The sequence below is a fragment of the Asanoa ferruginea genome, from assembly GCF_003387075.1.
Classification (GTDB): Bacteria; Actinomycetota; Actinomycetes; order Mycobacteriales; family Micromonosporaceae; genus Asanoa; species Asanoa ferruginea.
Map to the genome: position 1 here is coordinate 1,190,026 of NZ_QUMQ01000001.1, position 15,598 is coordinate 1,205,623.

Below are 15,598 nucleotides of genomic sequence, written 5' to 3' on the forward strand. Positions count from 1 at the left end.
CCGATGATCGGGAATTCGGGCATCTCGGTCACGTCGCCACGCCGACGGGTGTGTTCGTCAACTTCGCCCGGCCCGGGCGACCGACCTGGGCCGCCGAGCCAGGGTCGCGGCGCAGCCAAAAAGTGCGGCGGTTCCCCATAGACCAGCCCATCTCGGGCACCGGTCACAGTGGGTAGTCGAACGCTCGCCGGAACCCGTCCTTTCTTTCCGACATATCGGTCTTGGGTACGGGCTCATTCGACCCAAATCCTGAGGCATAATTTCCCCCGGCCCACTCGTGACCTTGCGGAGTGTGCCCGTTCCACAACAGACGAAGAGCTTGATCCGCAATATCTGGCGGCCCGCGTCGTGACCTCGTCGTGATCCTCCGGTTTGGGCTGGGGCAGTCGATTGACTTACCTTTGCCGACGTTGCACTGCGTCACCCGACCGGTGGCGCGTCGACCCGCGCGCGAGCACGTGCCATCAAGGAGGCTCCATGCAGGTTCGCAGGCTGATCGCCCGAGCCGTCGTCCCCCTCGTCGCCACCGCTGGTCTGGTCGCCTGCAACAGCGGTGATTCGGCGAAGGTCGACCCGGCCGGGGTCGTCAGCATCCAGATCGCCGAACCGCAGCACCTCCTGCCGACCAACACCAACGACGCGAGCGGTGTCCAGGTGATCACCGCGCTGTTCGAACCGCTGGTCAACTACGACGCCGAGTTCAAGCCGGTGCCGGACGCCGCCGAGTCGATCGAGTCCAAAGACCACAAGGTCTGGACGATCAAGCTCAAGCCCGGCTACACGTTCCACAACGGCGAGAAGGTCACCGTCGACAACTACATCGACGCGTGGAACTACGGCGCCTACGGCCCCAATGGCCAGAACAACGGCTACTTCTTCAGCCGGATCGACGGCTACGCCGACACCCAGAGCGAGAAGGACCCCGACGGCGACGGCCCGGAGAAGGCGCCGGCGCCGAAGGCGAAGACGATGAGCGGCCTCAAGAAGATCGACGACCTGACCATGCAGGTCACGCTCTCCGAGCCGTTCACCGAGTTCGAGACGATCCTCGGCTACACCGCGTTCGTCCCGTTGCCGAAGGCCGCGTTCTCGTCACCCGGCGTGATCAACGAAGACTACGAGAGCGCGCCGATCGGCCAGGGCCCGTTCCAGATGAACGGCAAGTGGGAGCACGACGCCAAGGTCGAGGTCGCGAAGTACGACGCGTTCCCGGGCACCAAGCCCAAGGTGGGCGGCGTCGAGTTCCGGATCTACCTCCAGCCCAGCGCCGCGTACGCCGATGTGCTGTCGGACAACCTCGACGTGATCCCGCAGATCCCGACCGAGAGCATCGCCACCGCCAGCGACGACCTCGGTGACCGGTTCGAGCGCAGTTCGGCGTCGCAGTTCCAGTTCCTGGCGTTCCCGACCTACGACCCCGAGTTCAAGAGCCCCGAGGTGCGCAAGGCGATCTCGATGGCGATCGACCGCGACGAGATCGTCCGGTCGGTGTTCAAGGGCTCGCAGCAGTCGGCCCGGTCGTTCGTCTCGCCGGTCGTCGCCGGTTACCGCGAGAACACCTGCGGTGAGGCCTGCGAATACAACCCGGGCAAGGCCAAGACGCTCTACACGTCTAACAACGGCCCGGCGAAGCTGGAGCTGTCCTACAACGCCGACGGTCCGCACAAGGACTGGATCGACGCGACCTGCAACCAGCTCCAGGCCAACCTGGGTGTGGAGTGCACGACGGTGCCCGAGGCCAAGATCGCCGACCTGCTGACCAAGGTGCAGAAGCACGACAAGGTCGGCATCTTCCGGCTCGGCTGGACCATGGACTACCCGTCGATGGAGAGCTACCTCGGCCCGCTCTACGCGACCACCGGCTCGTCGAACTACTACGGCTACAGCAACCCCGCGTTCGACAAGCTGGTCAAGGAGGGCTCGGCCGCGGCGACCCCGGAAGAGTCGATCAAGAAGTACCAGGACGCCGAGGACATCCTCGCGAAGGACCTTCCGGTCATCCCGCTGCGGTTCGCCCAGAACAACTACGGCTACTCGACCCGGGTGCGCAACGTGGTGGTCAACCTGTTCAGCCAGATCGACCTCAACCAGATCGAAGTGCTCAGCTGACCACAGGCACGGTGACCGCCGGTCCCTTTCCAGGGGCCGGCGGTCTTCGCCTGTTGGGGAACGCGGGGTAAGTTCACGTTCCTGCTCCTGCCCTGACACACGCACAGAGACTGGCTCGCATGGCTCGCTACATCATCAGGCGTCTACTCCAGATGGTCGTCACCTTCATCGGGACGACCTTCGTGGTGTATGCGCTGATGTTCGCGAACCAGAACGACCCGATCCAGGCGCTCGCGGGTGACCGGCCGGTCAGCGACAACGTCCGGCAGGTGCTGACCGAGCAATACCACCTCAACGACCCGTTCCTGGTGCAATACGGCTACTACATGCGCGGCCTGCTCACCGGCGATTTCGGGAAGACGCTCACCGGCCGGCCGATCGGCGACATCATGGTCGACGCCTGGCCCAACACCATCAAGCTGGCATTGCTCGCGCTGCTCTTCGCCACCCTGTTCGGCATCACCGCGGGCCTGGTCGCCGGGCTGCGCCGGGGCACCGTCTTCGACAACTCCACGCTGGCGCTCACGCTGCTGGTCGTCGGCCTGCCGATCATCGTGCTGGCGCCGGTCGCCCAGCTCATCTTCGGCGTCAAGCTCGGCTGGTTCCCCACCACCGCCGGCGCCAGACCCAGCCTCTACGGGCTGATCCTGCCGGCGCTGGTGCTGGGCGCCGCGTCGACCGCGACCGTGCTGCGGCTGACCCGCGCGTCGGTCGCTGAGAACGTGCGCGCCGACTACGTGCGCACCGCCCGTGCCAAGGGGCTCTCCGCCCGCCGGGTGGTCGCCGTGCACGTGCTGCGCAACTCGATGATCCCGGTGATCACCCTGATCGGCGTCGACCTCGGCAACCTGATGGCCGGCGCGATCGTCACCGAGGGCGTGTTCAACATCCCCGGCGTCGGCTCCAAGCTGTTGCAGGGCATCCAGACCGAAGACGGGCCGCTGGTCGTCGGCTTCGTCAGCGTCCTGGTCGTCGTCTTCCTGGTCACGAACCTGCTCGTCGACCTGCTCTACGCCGTACTCGACCCGAGGATCCGGTATGAGTGACCTGGAGATGGCCGCGACCAGCGAGCTGGGCGTCCGGCCGCTGGCCGACCCCGGCAAACCACCGGACCCGGCGGCGAACGCGCGAACCCGCAGCCTGGCCGGCGACGCCTGGTATGACCTGCGGCGCAACTGGATCTTCTGGGTGGCGGCCGCCCTGGTCGTGCTGGTCATCCTGATGGCGGTCGCGCCCGGCCTGTTCAGCTCCGCCGACCCCAACGCCTGCAACACCCGGCGCCAGTTCGCCGGCCCGTCCGGCGGTGCGTTCTTCGGCTACGACTTCCAGGGCTGCGACGTCTTCTCCCGCACCGTGCACGGCGCCCGCGCCTCGGTCCTGGTCGGCGTCTTCGCCGTACTCATGACAGGTGTTATCGGTCTGGTCTTCGGCATGCTGGCCGGTTACTTCGGCGGCTGGCTCGACGCGCTGCTCTCCCGGGTGGTCGACGTCGTGCTCGGCATCCCGCTGCTGCTGGCGGCCATCGTGCTGAGCAAGCGCCTCAGCGCCGACCGCCAGGGCTCCGGCATCGTGACCGTGGTGATCGTGCTCGGCATCCTGGGCTGGACCACGGCGGCCCGGGTGATGCGCTCGTCGGTGCTCGCCGCCCGCAGCCAGGATTATGTGGCCGCGGCCAGGATGCTCGGCGCCGGCCCGCTGCGGATCATGTGGCGGCACATCCTGCCCAACGCCCTCGCGCCGTTCATCGTGGTGCTCACGATCGCGCTCGGCACGTTCATCGCCACCGAGGCCACCCTGTCGTTCCTCAACATCGGGCTGCGCCCACCGGCGATCTCGTGGGGCATCGACATCTCCACCGCCGGCAAGCACGTCCGGGAGGCGGCCATGCCACTGATCGCGCCCTCGCTCTTCCTCACCCTGACGGTGCTCGCGTTCATCATGCTCGGCGACGCCATCCGGGACGCCTTCGATCCGAAGCTGCGCTGATGAGCTACTCGCCGTACCCCCCACACGACCAGCGCTATCCCGCGGCTGACGCTCCGGTGGTGGCGGGCGGCTCCTCCTGGGATCCCGGCGGCGCCTCCTGGGACACCCCGACCGCGGCGTGGACGACCGCGCCGGCCCGGGTCACGGTCACCCCGCCGCGCTCCGGCGAACACCTGCTCGACGTGCGCGACCTGCGGATCGAGTTCAACAGCCGCGACGGCGTGGCCCGGGTGGTCAACGGCATCTCGTTCCACGTCGACCCGGGCGAGACGCTCGCGATCCTGGGCGAGTCCGGTTCCGGCAAATCGGTCACGGCCCAGGCCGTCATGGGCATTCTCGACACACCCCCAGCGGTCGTACGCGGCGGCCAGGTGCTCTTCGCCGGCGAAGACCTGCTGACCGTGGCGCCGGAACGCCGCCGCCAGGTGCGCGGCCAGGAGATCGCGATGGTCTTCCAGGACGCCCTGTCGGCGCTCAACCCGGTCTTCCCGGTCGGCTGGCAGATCACCGAGGCGCTCCGCTCCCGCCGCGGCATCGGCAAGGCCGACGCCCGCCGCCGCGCGGTCGAACTGATGGACATGGTCCAGATCCCGGCGGCGTCGCAACGCGTCGACGACTACCCGCACCAGTTCTCCGGCGGCATGCGCCAACGCGTCATGATCGCGATGGCCCTGGCGATGCGCCCGAAGGTGCTGATCGCCGACGAGCCCACCACCGCCCTCGACGTGACGGTCCAGGCCCAGATCATGGACCTACTGGCGACGCTGCGCGCCGAGCTCGAGATGGCGCTGATCCTGATCACCCACGACCTGGGCGTGGTGGCCGACGTGGCCGACCGCATCACGGTCATGTACGCGGGCCGGGTGGTCGAGCACGCCGACGTGCACACGCTGTATGCGGCGCCGGCTCACCCGTACACCCGTGGTCTGTTGGCTTCGGTCCCCCGCCTGGACCACCGCGGCCATGGCCTGCACTCGATCGCCGGCACCCCACCCAACCCGACAGCGGTCCCCGACGGTTGCCCGTTCCACCCGCGCTGCCCCTACGCGCAGCAGATGTGCCGCATGACCGAGCCGGCGCTGATGCGCATCGGCCGCCTGGACCGGGCGAGCGCCTGCCACTTCCCGCCGGAGGCGCTCGATGCCCGTATTGCCTGAACCGATCCTGCGGGTCGAGAACGCGGTCAAGCACTACCCGATCACGCGGGGCGTGGTGCTGCCGAAGAAGGTCGGCGCGGTCAAGGCCGTCGACGGCGTGAGCTTCGAACTCCGTCCCGGGGAGACGCTCGGCCTGGTCGGCGAGTCGGGGTGCGGCAAGTCGACGCTGGCGAAGCTGCTGATGCGCCTGGAGTCACCGACGGCCGGCCGGGCGTATCTCAAGGGACACGACCTGTTCCGGATGCGGGCGGGCGACCTGCGCCGCCTCCGGCGGTCGATGCAGATGGTGATGCAGGACCCCTACACGTCGCTGAACCCGCGGATGACGGTGGCCGACATCGTCGGCGAGCCGTTCGACATCCACCCGGAGGCTGCTCCGAAGGGCAACCGCGACGCTGCCGTTCGGGAGTTGTTGGCGCAGGTCGGCTTGTCGCCGGAGCACGCCAACCGTTATCCACACCAGTTCTCCGGCGGTCAGCGGCAGCGGATCGGCATCGCCCGGGCCCTGGCGCTGCGCCCCGAGGTCATCATCTGCGACGAGCCGGTGTCGGCGCTGGACGTGTCGGTCCAGGCGCAGGTGGTCAACCTGCTGGAGCGGCTACAGGACGAGTTGGGGCTGGCCTACATCTTCATCGCCCACGACCTGTCGGTGGTCCGCCACATCAGCGACCGGATCGCGGTGATGTATCTCGGTCGGATCGTCGAGACGGGGACGTCGGACCAGGTGTATCTGCGGCCGACGCATCCCTATACGCAGGCGTTGCTGAGTGCCGTGCCGGTGCCGGACCCGACCGCGCGCAGCCGGCGGCAGATCATCCGGCTGGTCGGGGACGTGCCGTCGCCGGCGGATCCGCCGAGCGGATGCCGGTTCCGCACGCGGTGCTGGAAGGCTCAGCCACGCTGTGCGGCCGAAGAGCCGCCACTGTCCCAGCGGGCAGTAGACCCCCACCCGTCGGCGTGCCACTACGCCGAACTGCACCGCGTCATCGCCTAGCCCGAGCGGGGGTCGGCGGGGCTCTCCATCCATCGTGGAACATCGACACCCTGGCCTGCCGTCGTTATGGTGCTGCGATGGCTAAGCGACTGAGTGGCGTGTCTTTTCCGTGGGGCGGTATCCAGTGGGAGACCGTCGACGGCGACAAGGATGTCGCCCGACGAGTGATCAACTTCCTGGAGGATCGTCGTTTGCTGTTCGGCGATCGCCATATGGAGGACTCGATGCACTGCATCAGGTCGGCCATCGAAATCCGACAGATGTTGACGCGAGAGATGAACGCCTCCAAGCCGGGCGAGACGCTTGAACATAGCTTAAGAGCGATGCGAGCCGCCTGCCGCAAATTCGTTGACGCCGCCGGCCCAGACGCCGAGAACTTCACCAGGCGCCTACTCCCTCAGGAAGCAGGCAACTTTGGTCTTGCCCTTGGCGATCTCCGGACTTCCATCGGCGTCCAGATCGCGTTGATCGCCGAGCAGTTCGGCCTCTCGGTGGATGAGTATCTAGCGACCATTCTTCCGCCGAGCGATGACGACGATGCCTCGTGGGTGCCTGGCTTCCCGGTGCGGTACGACTACGAATAGGCGAGAGAGTCGCCGATCACTTCTCCGGTGCGGTGTGCGAAAAGGTGCCCAACGTCAAGGATTACTGCACGTCCGTGGATCTACATCTGATCATGTCGTTGGACCGTCAGGCGGGCGGCGCGAACCAGGTCCGCACGGCGGTCGTCTCGTCGTCGGTGAGGCTGACATCTGCCGCGTCGGCGCGGCTGAGCACGTTGTTGACGAAGGCGTCCCGGATTTCCTGGTCGTTGGGAGGTGGCTGCCGGTAGAGAGGGCACCCGCCGAACGTCGCGCCGCGGACGACGAACGCAAGCGCGTTGCGCCTCACATCCACGCCCTCCGCGGCTAGCCGGTCGCGTGACCATCGAGTGGCCTCGGTGAGGTTGAACCGGTGATTCGAGGCGTATTCGGCCAGCACCGGATAGATCGAAGACCACGTTTCCGAGCTCAGTCGGGGAATTCCGAGCAGCTTGGACAAGCGGGCCACCGGCTCGGGCAGGTCGACTCCGGGCCCGGCCGCCTGCGCGGAGGCCGGCGCGACGTGTCGGTCGGCGTGCCAGAGGAAATGCTGGGAGAACATCGCCCCGGGCAGGTCGAGGCTCTCCAGCGTGCGGACGAAGCCGCCATGACCGAACCAGTTTGTCTCGTCCACTATGGAGCCGAGCGTGCGGCGCAGTTCGGCGGCAAATCCGGCCAGGTTGATCGGGGCGGTCGTCGCGGCGTATCGGCCCGAAACGATGTCGGCGAATCGTCGCATCGCTTCGTCTGCCTCGAGGCTCGGCTTCTCCGCGTCGACGGGTGCCAGGCCGGCGTGGTCGGTAGGTTCTGGCGCCGAGGCGTCATCGTCGGCCTCGACCGGCTCGCCCTGGATCAGTTCCAACAGTTGCTCGCTGCCGATCAACCGGTCCGCGACCGAGGTGAACGCTTCGGCGGCGTCCAGCGGCGACACCACGGTGGTGCGCCGATCGGCGCGCCGCAGGCGCACCAACAGCGGAGTCATGTCCGAGTCGCCGGAGAGGATGACGAACTCGTCGCACGCGGTGTCGTGCAACGCGTCGAGCGCGTCCACCACGATGCGGATATCGGCGGCGTTCTTGGTGTGCGTCAACCGCGGGCAGTCGATCACCTCGAAGCCCGCGTTCGTGAAGAACGGCCGGAACTTCGAGAAATACAACCGCGGCGTGCCGGAGTCGGCATCGGGATGCGGCACCCAGCCGGACGGGTTCATATAGCACCGCAGGATGAGCCAGCGGCGCGGACCGTTGACCGGCAGCGCGGTGGCCAACTGCGACGCCCAGCCGCCCGGATCCTCCGCGAACTGCATCGCGACGTCTGGATCCTGCCGAATCAGCCCGGTGAAGACGTTGTCGAAATCCAGATAGAGCGCCGCCCGCACGCGATCCAGGCCACCCGCCGCGCTCATCGCTGATTCCGCCCGTCTCGGGCTGACCTGACGTCAAGGCTGGCCGGTGCCGCACCTTCCACCCGGTCGGCGGCGTTCCAATGCGGCACCGCGGCGGCGGGCCTTTCGGCTGAGAGCATGCCCCTAGTCTGGACGCTCGCGAGCCCGCGGTCGTCAGCCGACCGGCGCGTCGCCGAGCCCGTGCACTTGACCGGAAGCTGGTGCGATGTCAGAGGCGCTCCGCGACTGACTCCGGGGATGCGGTGGCACGGACGAGGCGGTCGCCGTCGGGCGTGCGGTAGTAGAGAACCGAGCGGCCGGCCCGGCGGCGGCGGACGAGTTGCGAGTCCAGCAGGATCTTGAGGTGGTTGCCCACGGAGCCGAGGGCGAAACCGCTCACGGATACGAGCTGGGTGGTGCTCATCGGGCTGTCGAGCAGGCTCAGCAGCGTCGCCCGGGCCGGGCCGATCAGGCGGCGCAGGGCGCCCGGTGCGGTCTGCCCACCCGCGGCGAGCAGGCCGGCGCAGGGGTAGACCACGGAGTAGCGGCTCGGCCGACGCCAGCCGACCCAGCCGCGCTCGCTGGTGCTGGGGATGAACAGCAGCTGTCCGTCGGTCAGGTCGTGCGGCGGATAGTCGTACGCGTTGATCTGTAGTCGCCCCTCGCCCAGCCACCGCATGCCGGGCCGCATGTCGTCGAGCGCCGACGCCCAGCCGCTCGTGCTCAACCGGCGGGTCCGGGCGATGATGTCGGCCTCGAACGCCCGCTGGCGGCGCTCCCAGTCTGGTGCGACCACCTCGGCCCAGACCCAGTCGAGCACGGCCGCGATCCGATCCGGCAGGTCCGGCACGTGCAGGACGGGGTCGTCGCCGGCCAGATCGGCGCGCAGCGACTCGGGCGACGCCGTGCGGATGCGGCGCATCTCATCGTCGAAGGTGTGCTCGTCGTCGTCGGGCGGCGGGCAGAGGATGTCGGTCAGCCAGTTGGGCCGCAGCGCGCCCCGCACGAACGCCTGGCCGACCGGGTCGCCGGCCAGGCGGGCCCGGAACGCCGCCCGCTGTTGTGCCGGCCGGGCGAGTTGGCCGGGTCGCAGGGGGCGCCGCTCCGCCAGCACGCCGAGGGTCGCCACGGTCTCGACCAGCGCCGAGGTGCGGAACCGGCTGCCGGCGAGGACGTCGGCGTCGATCAGCCAGATTCCCACGTTTCGCCTCCGCGCGAAACTTTACCGGTGCCGGCATCCCGTTGCCGAGACTGTAAGCATGATCGAGCGAATGGACCACGTGAGCGTCGTCGTTGACGACCTCGAGGCGGCTAAGGCGTTCTTCGTCGAACTTGGTATGGAGCTGGAGGGCGAGGCGCCGATCGCGGGGCCATCGGTCGACGCGGTCAACGCGCTCGACGACGTGCGGGTCGACATCGCGATGATGCGGACCCCGGACGGTCACGGCCGGCTCGAGCTGACGAAGTTCCACCACCCGGCGGTGATCGACCCCGAACCGCGGCACGCGCTGGGCAACACACTGGGCCTGCGTAGCGTCATGTTCGCCGTCGACGACATCGACGCGACCCTGGCCGGCCTGCGCGCCCACGGCGCGGAACTGGTCGGCGAGCTGGTGCAGTATGAGAACAGCTACCGGCTCTGTTACGTCCGCGGGCCCGCGGGGATCATCGTCGCCCTCGCCCAGCAGCTCCAGGAGGCCTGACCATGCGACCGGACGAGATCACCGAGGTGCTCAACCGACCGCTCAGCCGGGAACTGCTGGCCCGCGACCTGACCCGGCTGGCCTACGTCGCCAAGGACGGCACGCCGCGCAACGTGCCGATCGGGTTCAGCTGGAACGGCTCCGAGATCGTGATGTGCACGGCGTTGAACGCCCCGAAGCTTCCGGCGCTGCGCAAGAACCCGGCGGTGGCGCTGACCATCGACACCGAGGTGCACCCGCCCAAGATCCTGCTCATCCGCGGCCAGGCCGAGCTCGACGTCGTCGACGGCATCCCCGACGAATATCTGGAGATGAACACCACCTACGAGATGACGCCCGAGCAGCGGGTCGAGTGGGAGGCGGGGGTGCGGGAGCTCTACGACGGCATGGTCCGGATCGTGGTGACGCCGACCTGGGCGAAGCTCATCGACTTCGAGACGACGCTGCCGAGCGCGGTCGAGGAACTGATCCGTCGGCGCGCGCAACGGTAAATCGCGTGCGGTGGTGTCGGGGGCGTTCGACCTCCTCCAACAGCGGCAGAGCGAGGTCCTCGCAGGAGATCGTGGAGAGGCCCGATGAATCGACCAGCAGCTCGTCGGTGCCGATCCGGTAGGAACCGGTGCGCTCGCCCGGCTCCAGGATCGCCGGCGGGCTGAGATAGCTGCAGTCCACATCGGTGCTGGTGCGGAACGCGGCGAGTTGGTCGTTGCCCGCACGTGCGATCGCCCTCCAGGCCGGTGCTACGTGGGCCGGGTCGTCCACCGCGAGGGTGCCGCCCGAGCCCGGCACGAGGAGGCTGCCGGCGCCACCGACGGCGACCAGCCGCACGCCGGCGCCGCGGAGCCCGGCGAGCAGCGCCTTCGCGGTGGTGAGCCGGGAAACCGACCCCAGCAACCGCCGCAGCGTCCTGATCACGCTGACCGATCTCGGCTACGAAACCGTCGACAACGCGATGTCCGACCACGTCGCCAATGAGGCGCGGATGCTCGCCGCACTCGGCCCCGACGAGCGGGAACAACTCGCAAATCTGTTGCGTACGATGCTGACCGCGCTCGGCGATGTCCCGCGGTCGGGTTGAGCACACGACGGCGTGCCACGGCCGGACGCCGTGGCACGCCGCGGTGTCAGGCGGCGTCAAGCGCCTTGGTGATCTTGCCGATCAGGTCCGTCACGACCGGGCTCGGCTTGGCGTTCTGGGTGGCCGACTCGATCGCCAGCAGGACCGCGCCGCGGAAGTTGTCGGCCTCGTCCGGCGCCTGTGCCGTGAGCAGCGCCATGGCCTCGGTCAGCGCCGGCAGCACCCGGTCGGCGATCTCGGCCACCGACTTGCCGTTGATCTCCTTACCCTTCGGGTATTCGGCGAGCACGTGCCCGACCAGGCCGGTGCCCGAACCCAAGGCGATGCTGCCGTTGGTGGCGATCTTGTGCGGCGAACCACCCGCGACACCAGCCGCGGACAGCAACGCCACGGCACCGTACGCCGCGACCCGCATGGTGTTCTTGTCCTGGTCGGAAAGGGTGATAGCCATGGTGACGCACTCCTTAGAAGGCCGCCGAAGGGATGTCCTCCGTCGTGCGATCACCATCGCGGCCCGGCCTGACGCGGCCCTGACACGCCCCTGACACGGGCGGCGCGGGCGCCTCGCATCAGTCGCGAGGGGCCAGCCGACGGGCGTTGCAGCATCCGCTGTCTGCGGTCGACGAGGATGAACTTGAACGGGTAGCGCGGCTCGGCCGTCTCGAGGATGACGTTGGTGCGGCCGGCATCGCGCAGGTTGACCATCGACTTGAAGTGCGCCTCGTAAGCGGGGCTGGCCGACGACAACGCCTCGGGGCGCTTCAGCTGGATGATGCGGTAGTAGGCCAGGTCCGGTTCCGACTCGACCTTCGCGGCCAGGGCCTCGAGGAAGCCGGCCAAGAGCGGATCGTCCATTGCGGACGCTGGGTGGTCGCCCGACCGGTCGAGCTGTTGGCCGAGTCGATGGCCCGGCTGTGTTGGTCGGCGGATGCCTCGACGGTTCGCTCGATGACGCTCGCGTGCCGCTCGAACGCGCGCACCAGCAGTTGCATCACCGCCGCGAAAACGCCGATCGCCAGCGCCGCCGCGATCGCGGTGGTGCTGGCGATGCCCAGCGATCCGCCCGCGAGGTCGTCGGCGACGGCGCCGAGGACGGCGCCGGCGATGAGTCCCGCGAGGGCGACGGAGACCGAGGAGATCGTCGTGAGCCGGCGGTGAGTCGTCATCGGTCAAGGTTCAGGCGTGGCCGCACCGCCACGATCGAAGCGATCGCCTCCAACGGACTGTGCTGCCCGATCACCTTCGCCGTCAGCCAGCCACCGAGATGATCGTTTTGCCAGGTGTACGACGATCGCGCGCGAACGCCGACGCCGTCTCGGAAAGCGGTCGCACCTCGCCGACGATGGGCTTGAGCCGGCCGGCCCGCACAAGGCGAATCAGGTCGGCCAGCCGGACGCGATCCGGCTCGACGACGAAGAACAGGGCCCGCCCGTCCTTGGGCCGCACGGTCGGCGGCGCGGCGATGGTGACGACGGTGCCACCCGGGCGCACCAGCTCGGTCGATCGCTCGAGCACGTCGCCGCCGATGACGTCGAACAGCACGTCCACCTCACCGGCCGGCCGCGGATCGGAGACGTCGACGAAGCTGTGCGCACCGAGCCCGAGCACGACATCGCGGTCGTCGGCCCGGCCCACGCCGATCACCCGGGCGCCCGCGTCGCGCGCGAGTTGGACGGCGATCGAGCCGACGCCGCCAGCGGCGCCGTTGACGAGGACCGTCTGGCCGGTCGTGAGCTGGGCGTGTTCGAAGAGTCCCTGCCACGCGGTCAGCCCGGAGATGGGCAGCGCGGCCGCGACGGTGTGGTCGACGTCGGCCGCGAGGGGCGCGAGGTTGCGCGCCTCCACCGCGGTGAATTCGGCCAGGGAACCGTTGCGGGTCCAGTCGGTCAGCCCGAACACCCGCTGGCCCACGGTCAGGCCGGTGGTGCCATAGCCGAGTTCGGCCACGGTCCCGGACAGCTCGTGCCCCGGGGTGGTCGGCGTCCGGTCGCGGCCGGCGCGGTCGGTCCACGTGCCCGGCCAGTCGAGCTCTCCGGGGGTGAAGCCGGCAGCGTGCACGCGGACGATGACGTCGTTTTCCGCGGCGTGCGGGTAGGGCATGTCGGTCAGGGTGAGGCCGGCGACACCCGCGGCCCGGTCGCGGGCGGTGATCGCGCGCATCAGCTCGGCCAGGGCGAAGCGACGACGCGCTCGACCATTGTCGTGCGCGGGAAACCGGGACTGAAATGCTCGAGCACGTCGGAGTTCATCGTGCCGTTCGTGGTTTCCGGGCGGTTCTTCTGCCCGTCGAACTGGGCCCGCAGAAACTCGTTCTTGAAGTCTCCGCGCGGGTGGGCGGCAAGAATTTCGGCGACCTGGTCGCGGTCGATTCCGTCCAGACCCAGGCCGAGCACGTCGGTCACCACGCCGAGTTGGGTCAGCGCGACTTCCGGTGCCATCCGGCCGGGGATGCCCGGCGTGGTGTGCAACGCGACCGCCTCCCAGACGGTCTCGGCCGCGGCCGGTGAGAAGCCCCGGTCGAGGAGAAACTTGCGGGCGTGGTCGGCGCCGTCGACTTCGAATCGCTGCTCCGCCTCGGAAAACGGGGTCATCAGCCCGAGGTCGTGGAACAGGGCCGCGACATAGAGCAGTTCCGGGTCCGGTTTCAGCGAAAGCCGCTGTGCGTGGATCAGACCGAACAGGAAGACCCGCCGCGAGTGGTGATAGATGAGCGGGCTGGTCGACTCTTCGATGAATCCGGTCGCTTCTGTCTCAGGAATCTCAAATCCCGCGATGACCTCAGACATAACCTCTGACTTCCTGTTTGGGCTCAACCTCCATGCTGCCCACCGCGCGGCCCGCGGCGCCGCAACGGTCCAGCCAGGAATCCCTCGTATCCAGACATGGCGGGGTGCTAACAATGAACCGTGCCCAGGCCCGCCGTCGCCTTCTTCGTCTACGACGGGGTGACGCTGCTGGACGTCGCCGGTCCTGCCGAGGTGTTCAAGGAGGCCAACCGGCTCGGCGCCGACTACCGGATCGTGCTGCTGTCACCGACCGGTGCCGACGTCACGTCAAACCTCGGAGTCCGGATCGCGGTCGACCGCGCCGTGGCCGGTGAGCCGGCGTTCGACACGTTCCTGGTGCCCGGGTCCGACCGCTATCCGCGCGGCCCGGTACCCGCCGACCTGGCCGACGCCGTGCGGGCACCCGCGGCGACGGCTGGCCGGGTCGCGTCGGTCTGCACGGGGGCGTTCCTCCTGGCCGCCGCCGGCCTGCTCGACGGCAAGCGCGCCACCACGCACTGGCGGGCGGCGCACGAACTCGCCGCGCGCTGCCCGACGTGCCGGGTCGAGCCCGACGCGATCTACGTGCGCGACGGCACGACGTACACCTCCGCAGGGGTGACCGCCGGAATCGACCTGGCGCTTGCCCTCGTCGAAGAGGACCACGGCCCCGACCTGGCCCGCGACGTGGCCCGTGCGCTGGTGGTCTACATGCAGCGCGCGGGCGGCCAGTCGCAGTTTTCCGCGCCGCTGCAAGGACCGCCGCCCCGCTCGGCGACGCTGCGCTCCGTCACCGACCTGGTGACGGCGAACCCGCGCGGGGAACACTCGCTCGGCGAACTCGCGAAGCACCTCAACGTGAGCACCCGGCAGCTCAGCCGGCTCTTCCACGACGAGTTGTCGACGACACCGGCCCGCTACGTGGAAAGCATCCGCTTCGACCTGGCCCGCGCGCTGCTCGACCAGGGACACACCGCGACGCAGGCCGCGACCCAGGCCGGCTTCCCCAGCTACGAGAGCATGCGCCGGGTCTTCGCCCGGAAGCTGTCGATCAGCCCCGCCGCCTACCAACGCCGGTTCAGCACGACCCGCCGCTAGTGCGCTGAGCGCCAGCCCTGCTGGCGCAGGTCGTCGATGCCGTTCAGCAACAGGTCCAGCGCGAACTCGAACTCGAACTGGTCGTCGCAGCCGTCACCGACGACCGACGCGTCGTCGTGTGAGGCGGCCGTCGCGATCGCCGCCAGGTGTGGGAAGCGGGCCGCCGCCTCGGGCGGAAAGGCCGCCGGTGGCTCGGGTTCGGCCGCGCCGGACCGGCCCGCGCGCCGCGAGGCGTCGAACAACTCCTGGCTGAAGCCCAGCATCCGGCTGCCCATCGCGTGCATCACGTGGTGGGCCAGGTCGGTGGAGAAGCCGCCGTCGCGGAGGATCCCGACCATCGTGTTGAGGTAGTCGAGGATGGCCGGCGTCGCGTCGTTGCGCGACTCGATCGCGAGTGGCGCCCACGGGTGGCGCAGCAGCACGTCGCGTGCCGACAGGATGCGCGCGCGGATGACGCGCTTCCAGTCAGGGTCGGGCACCGGCGGGTCGATCTCGCCGACCACCACGTCGATCATGCCGCCGAGCAGCTCGTCTTTGTTGGCCACGTGCTTGTAGAGGGCCATCGGCACGACGCCCAGCTCGACGGCCAGGTTGCGCATGCTGAGCGACTCGATGCCGGACTCGTCGGCGAGCGCGACGGCGGCCCGCAGGACCCGATCCTTGCTCAGCGGGGTCCGGCGCAGCGTCCCAGTCTGCTCAGCCATCACGACAAAACCCTAACCGCCTTGACAGGTGTACGCCGT

Annotated in this window: 18 protein-coding genes; 11 read left to right on the top strand and 7 right to left on the bottom strand. The window is 68.9% G+C overall.

Translation table 11 applies throughout. The features are described 5' to 3' along the window. The first annotated feature begins 477 nt into the window (after positions 1-477). The 6 genes from DFJ67_RS05795 (at position 478) to DFJ67_RS05820 (ending at position 6,830) form a co-directional block, all read left to right on the top strand. The gene (locus DFJ67_RS05795; protein ID WP_116066942.1) at positions 478-2,109 is read left to right on the top strand and encodes a peptide ABC transporter substrate-binding protein; all 1,632 of its coding nucleotides are present in this window, start codon (positions 478-480) and stop codon (positions 2,107-2,109) included. Positions 2,110-2,228: 119 nt separating this feature from the next. Then, positions 2,229-3,155: an ABC transporter permease gene (locus tag DFJ67_RS05800; RefSeq protein WP_116066943.1), complete on the top strand. Its 927-nt coding sequence runs from the start codon at positions 2,229-2,231 to the stop codon at positions 3,153-3,155. Beyond that, entirely contained in the window at positions 3,148-4,095 is a 948-nt protein-coding gene (locus DFJ67_RS05805) for an ABC transporter permease (RefSeq protein WP_116066944.1), read from the top strand. The genes DFJ67_RS05800 and DFJ67_RS05805 overlap by 8 nt, the downstream gene beginning before the upstream one ends. Next, complete coding sequence (locus DFJ67_RS05810) at positions 4,095-5,252, top strand: ABC transporter ATP-binding protein (RefSeq protein WP_116066945.1); 1,158 nt, start codon at positions 4,095-4,097, stop codon at positions 5,250-5,252. Before DFJ67_RS05805 ends, DFJ67_RS05810 begins: the two co-directional genes overlap by 1 nt. Continuing rightward, positions 5,236-6,246, top strand: coding sequence for an ABC transporter ATP-binding protein (locus DFJ67_RS05815; RefSeq protein ID WP_116066946.1), 1,011 nt, complete (start codon positions 5,236-5,238; stop codon positions 6,244-6,246). The genes DFJ67_RS05810 and DFJ67_RS05815 overlap by 17 nt, the downstream gene beginning before the upstream one ends. Positions 6,247-6,323: 77 nt before the next feature. Further along, complete coding sequence (locus DFJ67_RS05820; RefSeq protein WP_147315428.1) at positions 6,324-6,830, top strand: DUF6650 family protein; 507 nt, start codon at positions 6,324-6,326, stop codon at positions 6,828-6,830. Positions 6,831-6,936: 106 nt separating this feature from the next. On the opposite strand, the gene DFJ67_RS05825 is transcribed toward DFJ67_RS05820, so the two are convergent. Beyond that, entirely contained in the window at positions 6,937-8,232 is a 1,296-nt protein-coding gene (locus DFJ67_RS05825) for an NYN domain-containing protein (RefSeq protein WP_239097633.1), read from the bottom strand. A 208-nt stretch (positions 8,233-8,440) separates the two neighbouring features. Beyond that, positions 8,441-9,412, bottom strand: coding sequence for an ArsR/SmtB family transcription factor (locus tag DFJ67_RS05830; protein WP_116066948.1), 972 nt, complete (start codon positions 9,410-9,412; stop codon positions 8,441-8,443). 58 nt (positions 9,413-9,470) lie between these two features. Here DFJ67_RS05830 and DFJ67_RS05835 point away from each other — a divergent pair, with 58 nt between their 5' ends. From DFJ67_RS05835 to DFJ67_RS05845, 3 genes are all read left to right on the top strand, one after another. Continuing rightward, positions 9,471-9,914: a VOC family protein gene (locus tag DFJ67_RS05835; protein ID WP_239097632.1), complete on the top strand. Its 444-nt coding sequence runs from the start codon at positions 9,471-9,473 to the stop codon at positions 9,912-9,914. Between the two features lie 2 nt (positions 9,915-9,916). Next, entirely contained in the window at positions 9,917-10,405 is a 489-nt protein-coding gene (locus tag DFJ67_RS05840; RefSeq protein ID WP_116066950.1) for a pyridoxamine 5'-phosphate oxidase family protein, read from the top strand. 185 nt (positions 10,406-10,590) lie between these two features. After that, entirely contained in the window at positions 10,591-10,992 is a 402-nt protein-coding gene (locus DFJ67_RS05845) for a MarR family winged helix-turn-helix transcriptional regulator (protein WP_116066951.1), read from the top strand. Positions 10,993-11,038: 46 nt separating this feature from the next. On the opposite strand, the gene DFJ67_RS05850 is transcribed toward DFJ67_RS05845, so the two are convergent. Next, the gene (locus DFJ67_RS05850) at positions 11,039-11,443 is read right to left on the bottom strand and encodes a hypothetical protein (protein ID WP_116066952.1); all 405 of its coding nucleotides are present in this window, start codon (positions 11,441-11,443) and stop codon (positions 11,039-11,041) included. A gap of 50 nt (positions 11,444-11,493) precedes the next feature. Continuing rightward, positions 11,494-11,847, bottom strand: coding sequence for a hypothetical protein (locus DFJ67_RS05855; RefSeq protein ID WP_116066953.1), 354 nt, complete (start codon positions 11,845-11,847; stop codon positions 11,494-11,496). Positions 11,848-11,883: 36 nt separating this feature from the next. On the opposite strand from DFJ67_RS05855, the gene DFJ67_RS05860 reads away from it, so the two are divergent. Continuing rightward, on the top strand, positions 11,884-12,150 hold the full coding sequence (locus tag DFJ67_RS05860) for a hypothetical protein (RefSeq protein ID WP_147315429.1): 267 nt from the start codon (positions 11,884-11,886) through the stop codon (positions 12,148-12,150). Between the two features lie 90 nt (positions 12,151-12,240). Here DFJ67_RS05860 and DFJ67_RS05865 read toward each other — a convergent pair whose 3' ends face one another. Further along, on the bottom strand, positions 12,241-13,152 hold the full coding sequence (locus DFJ67_RS05865) for an NADP-dependent oxidoreductase (protein ID WP_116066955.1): 912 nt from the start codon (positions 13,150-13,152) through the stop codon (positions 12,241-12,243). After that, the gene (locus DFJ67_RS05870; RefSeq protein WP_116066956.1) at positions 13,152-13,778 is read right to left on the bottom strand and encodes an HD domain-containing protein; all 627 of its coding nucleotides are present in this window, start codon (positions 13,776-13,778) and stop codon (positions 13,152-13,154) included. The genes DFJ67_RS05865 and DFJ67_RS05870 overlap by 1 nt, the downstream gene beginning before the upstream one ends. Positions 13,779-13,898: 120 nt before the next feature. Between DFJ67_RS05870 and DFJ67_RS05875 the strand changes: the two genes are divergently transcribed. Further along, positions 13,899-14,855, top strand: coding sequence for a GlxA family transcriptional regulator (locus DFJ67_RS05875; RefSeq protein ID WP_116066957.1), 957 nt, complete (start codon positions 13,899-13,901; stop codon positions 14,853-14,855). Here DFJ67_RS05875 and DFJ67_RS05880 read toward each other — a convergent pair. Continuing rightward, positions 14,852-15,559: a TetR/AcrR family transcriptional regulator gene (locus tag DFJ67_RS05880; protein WP_116066958.1), complete on the bottom strand. Its 708-nt coding sequence runs from the start codon at positions 15,557-15,559 to the stop codon at positions 14,852-14,854. The two genes, DFJ67_RS05875 and DFJ67_RS05880, sit on opposite strands and share 4 nt — an antisense overlap. Between the last annotated feature and the right edge of the window lie 39 nt (positions 15,560-15,598).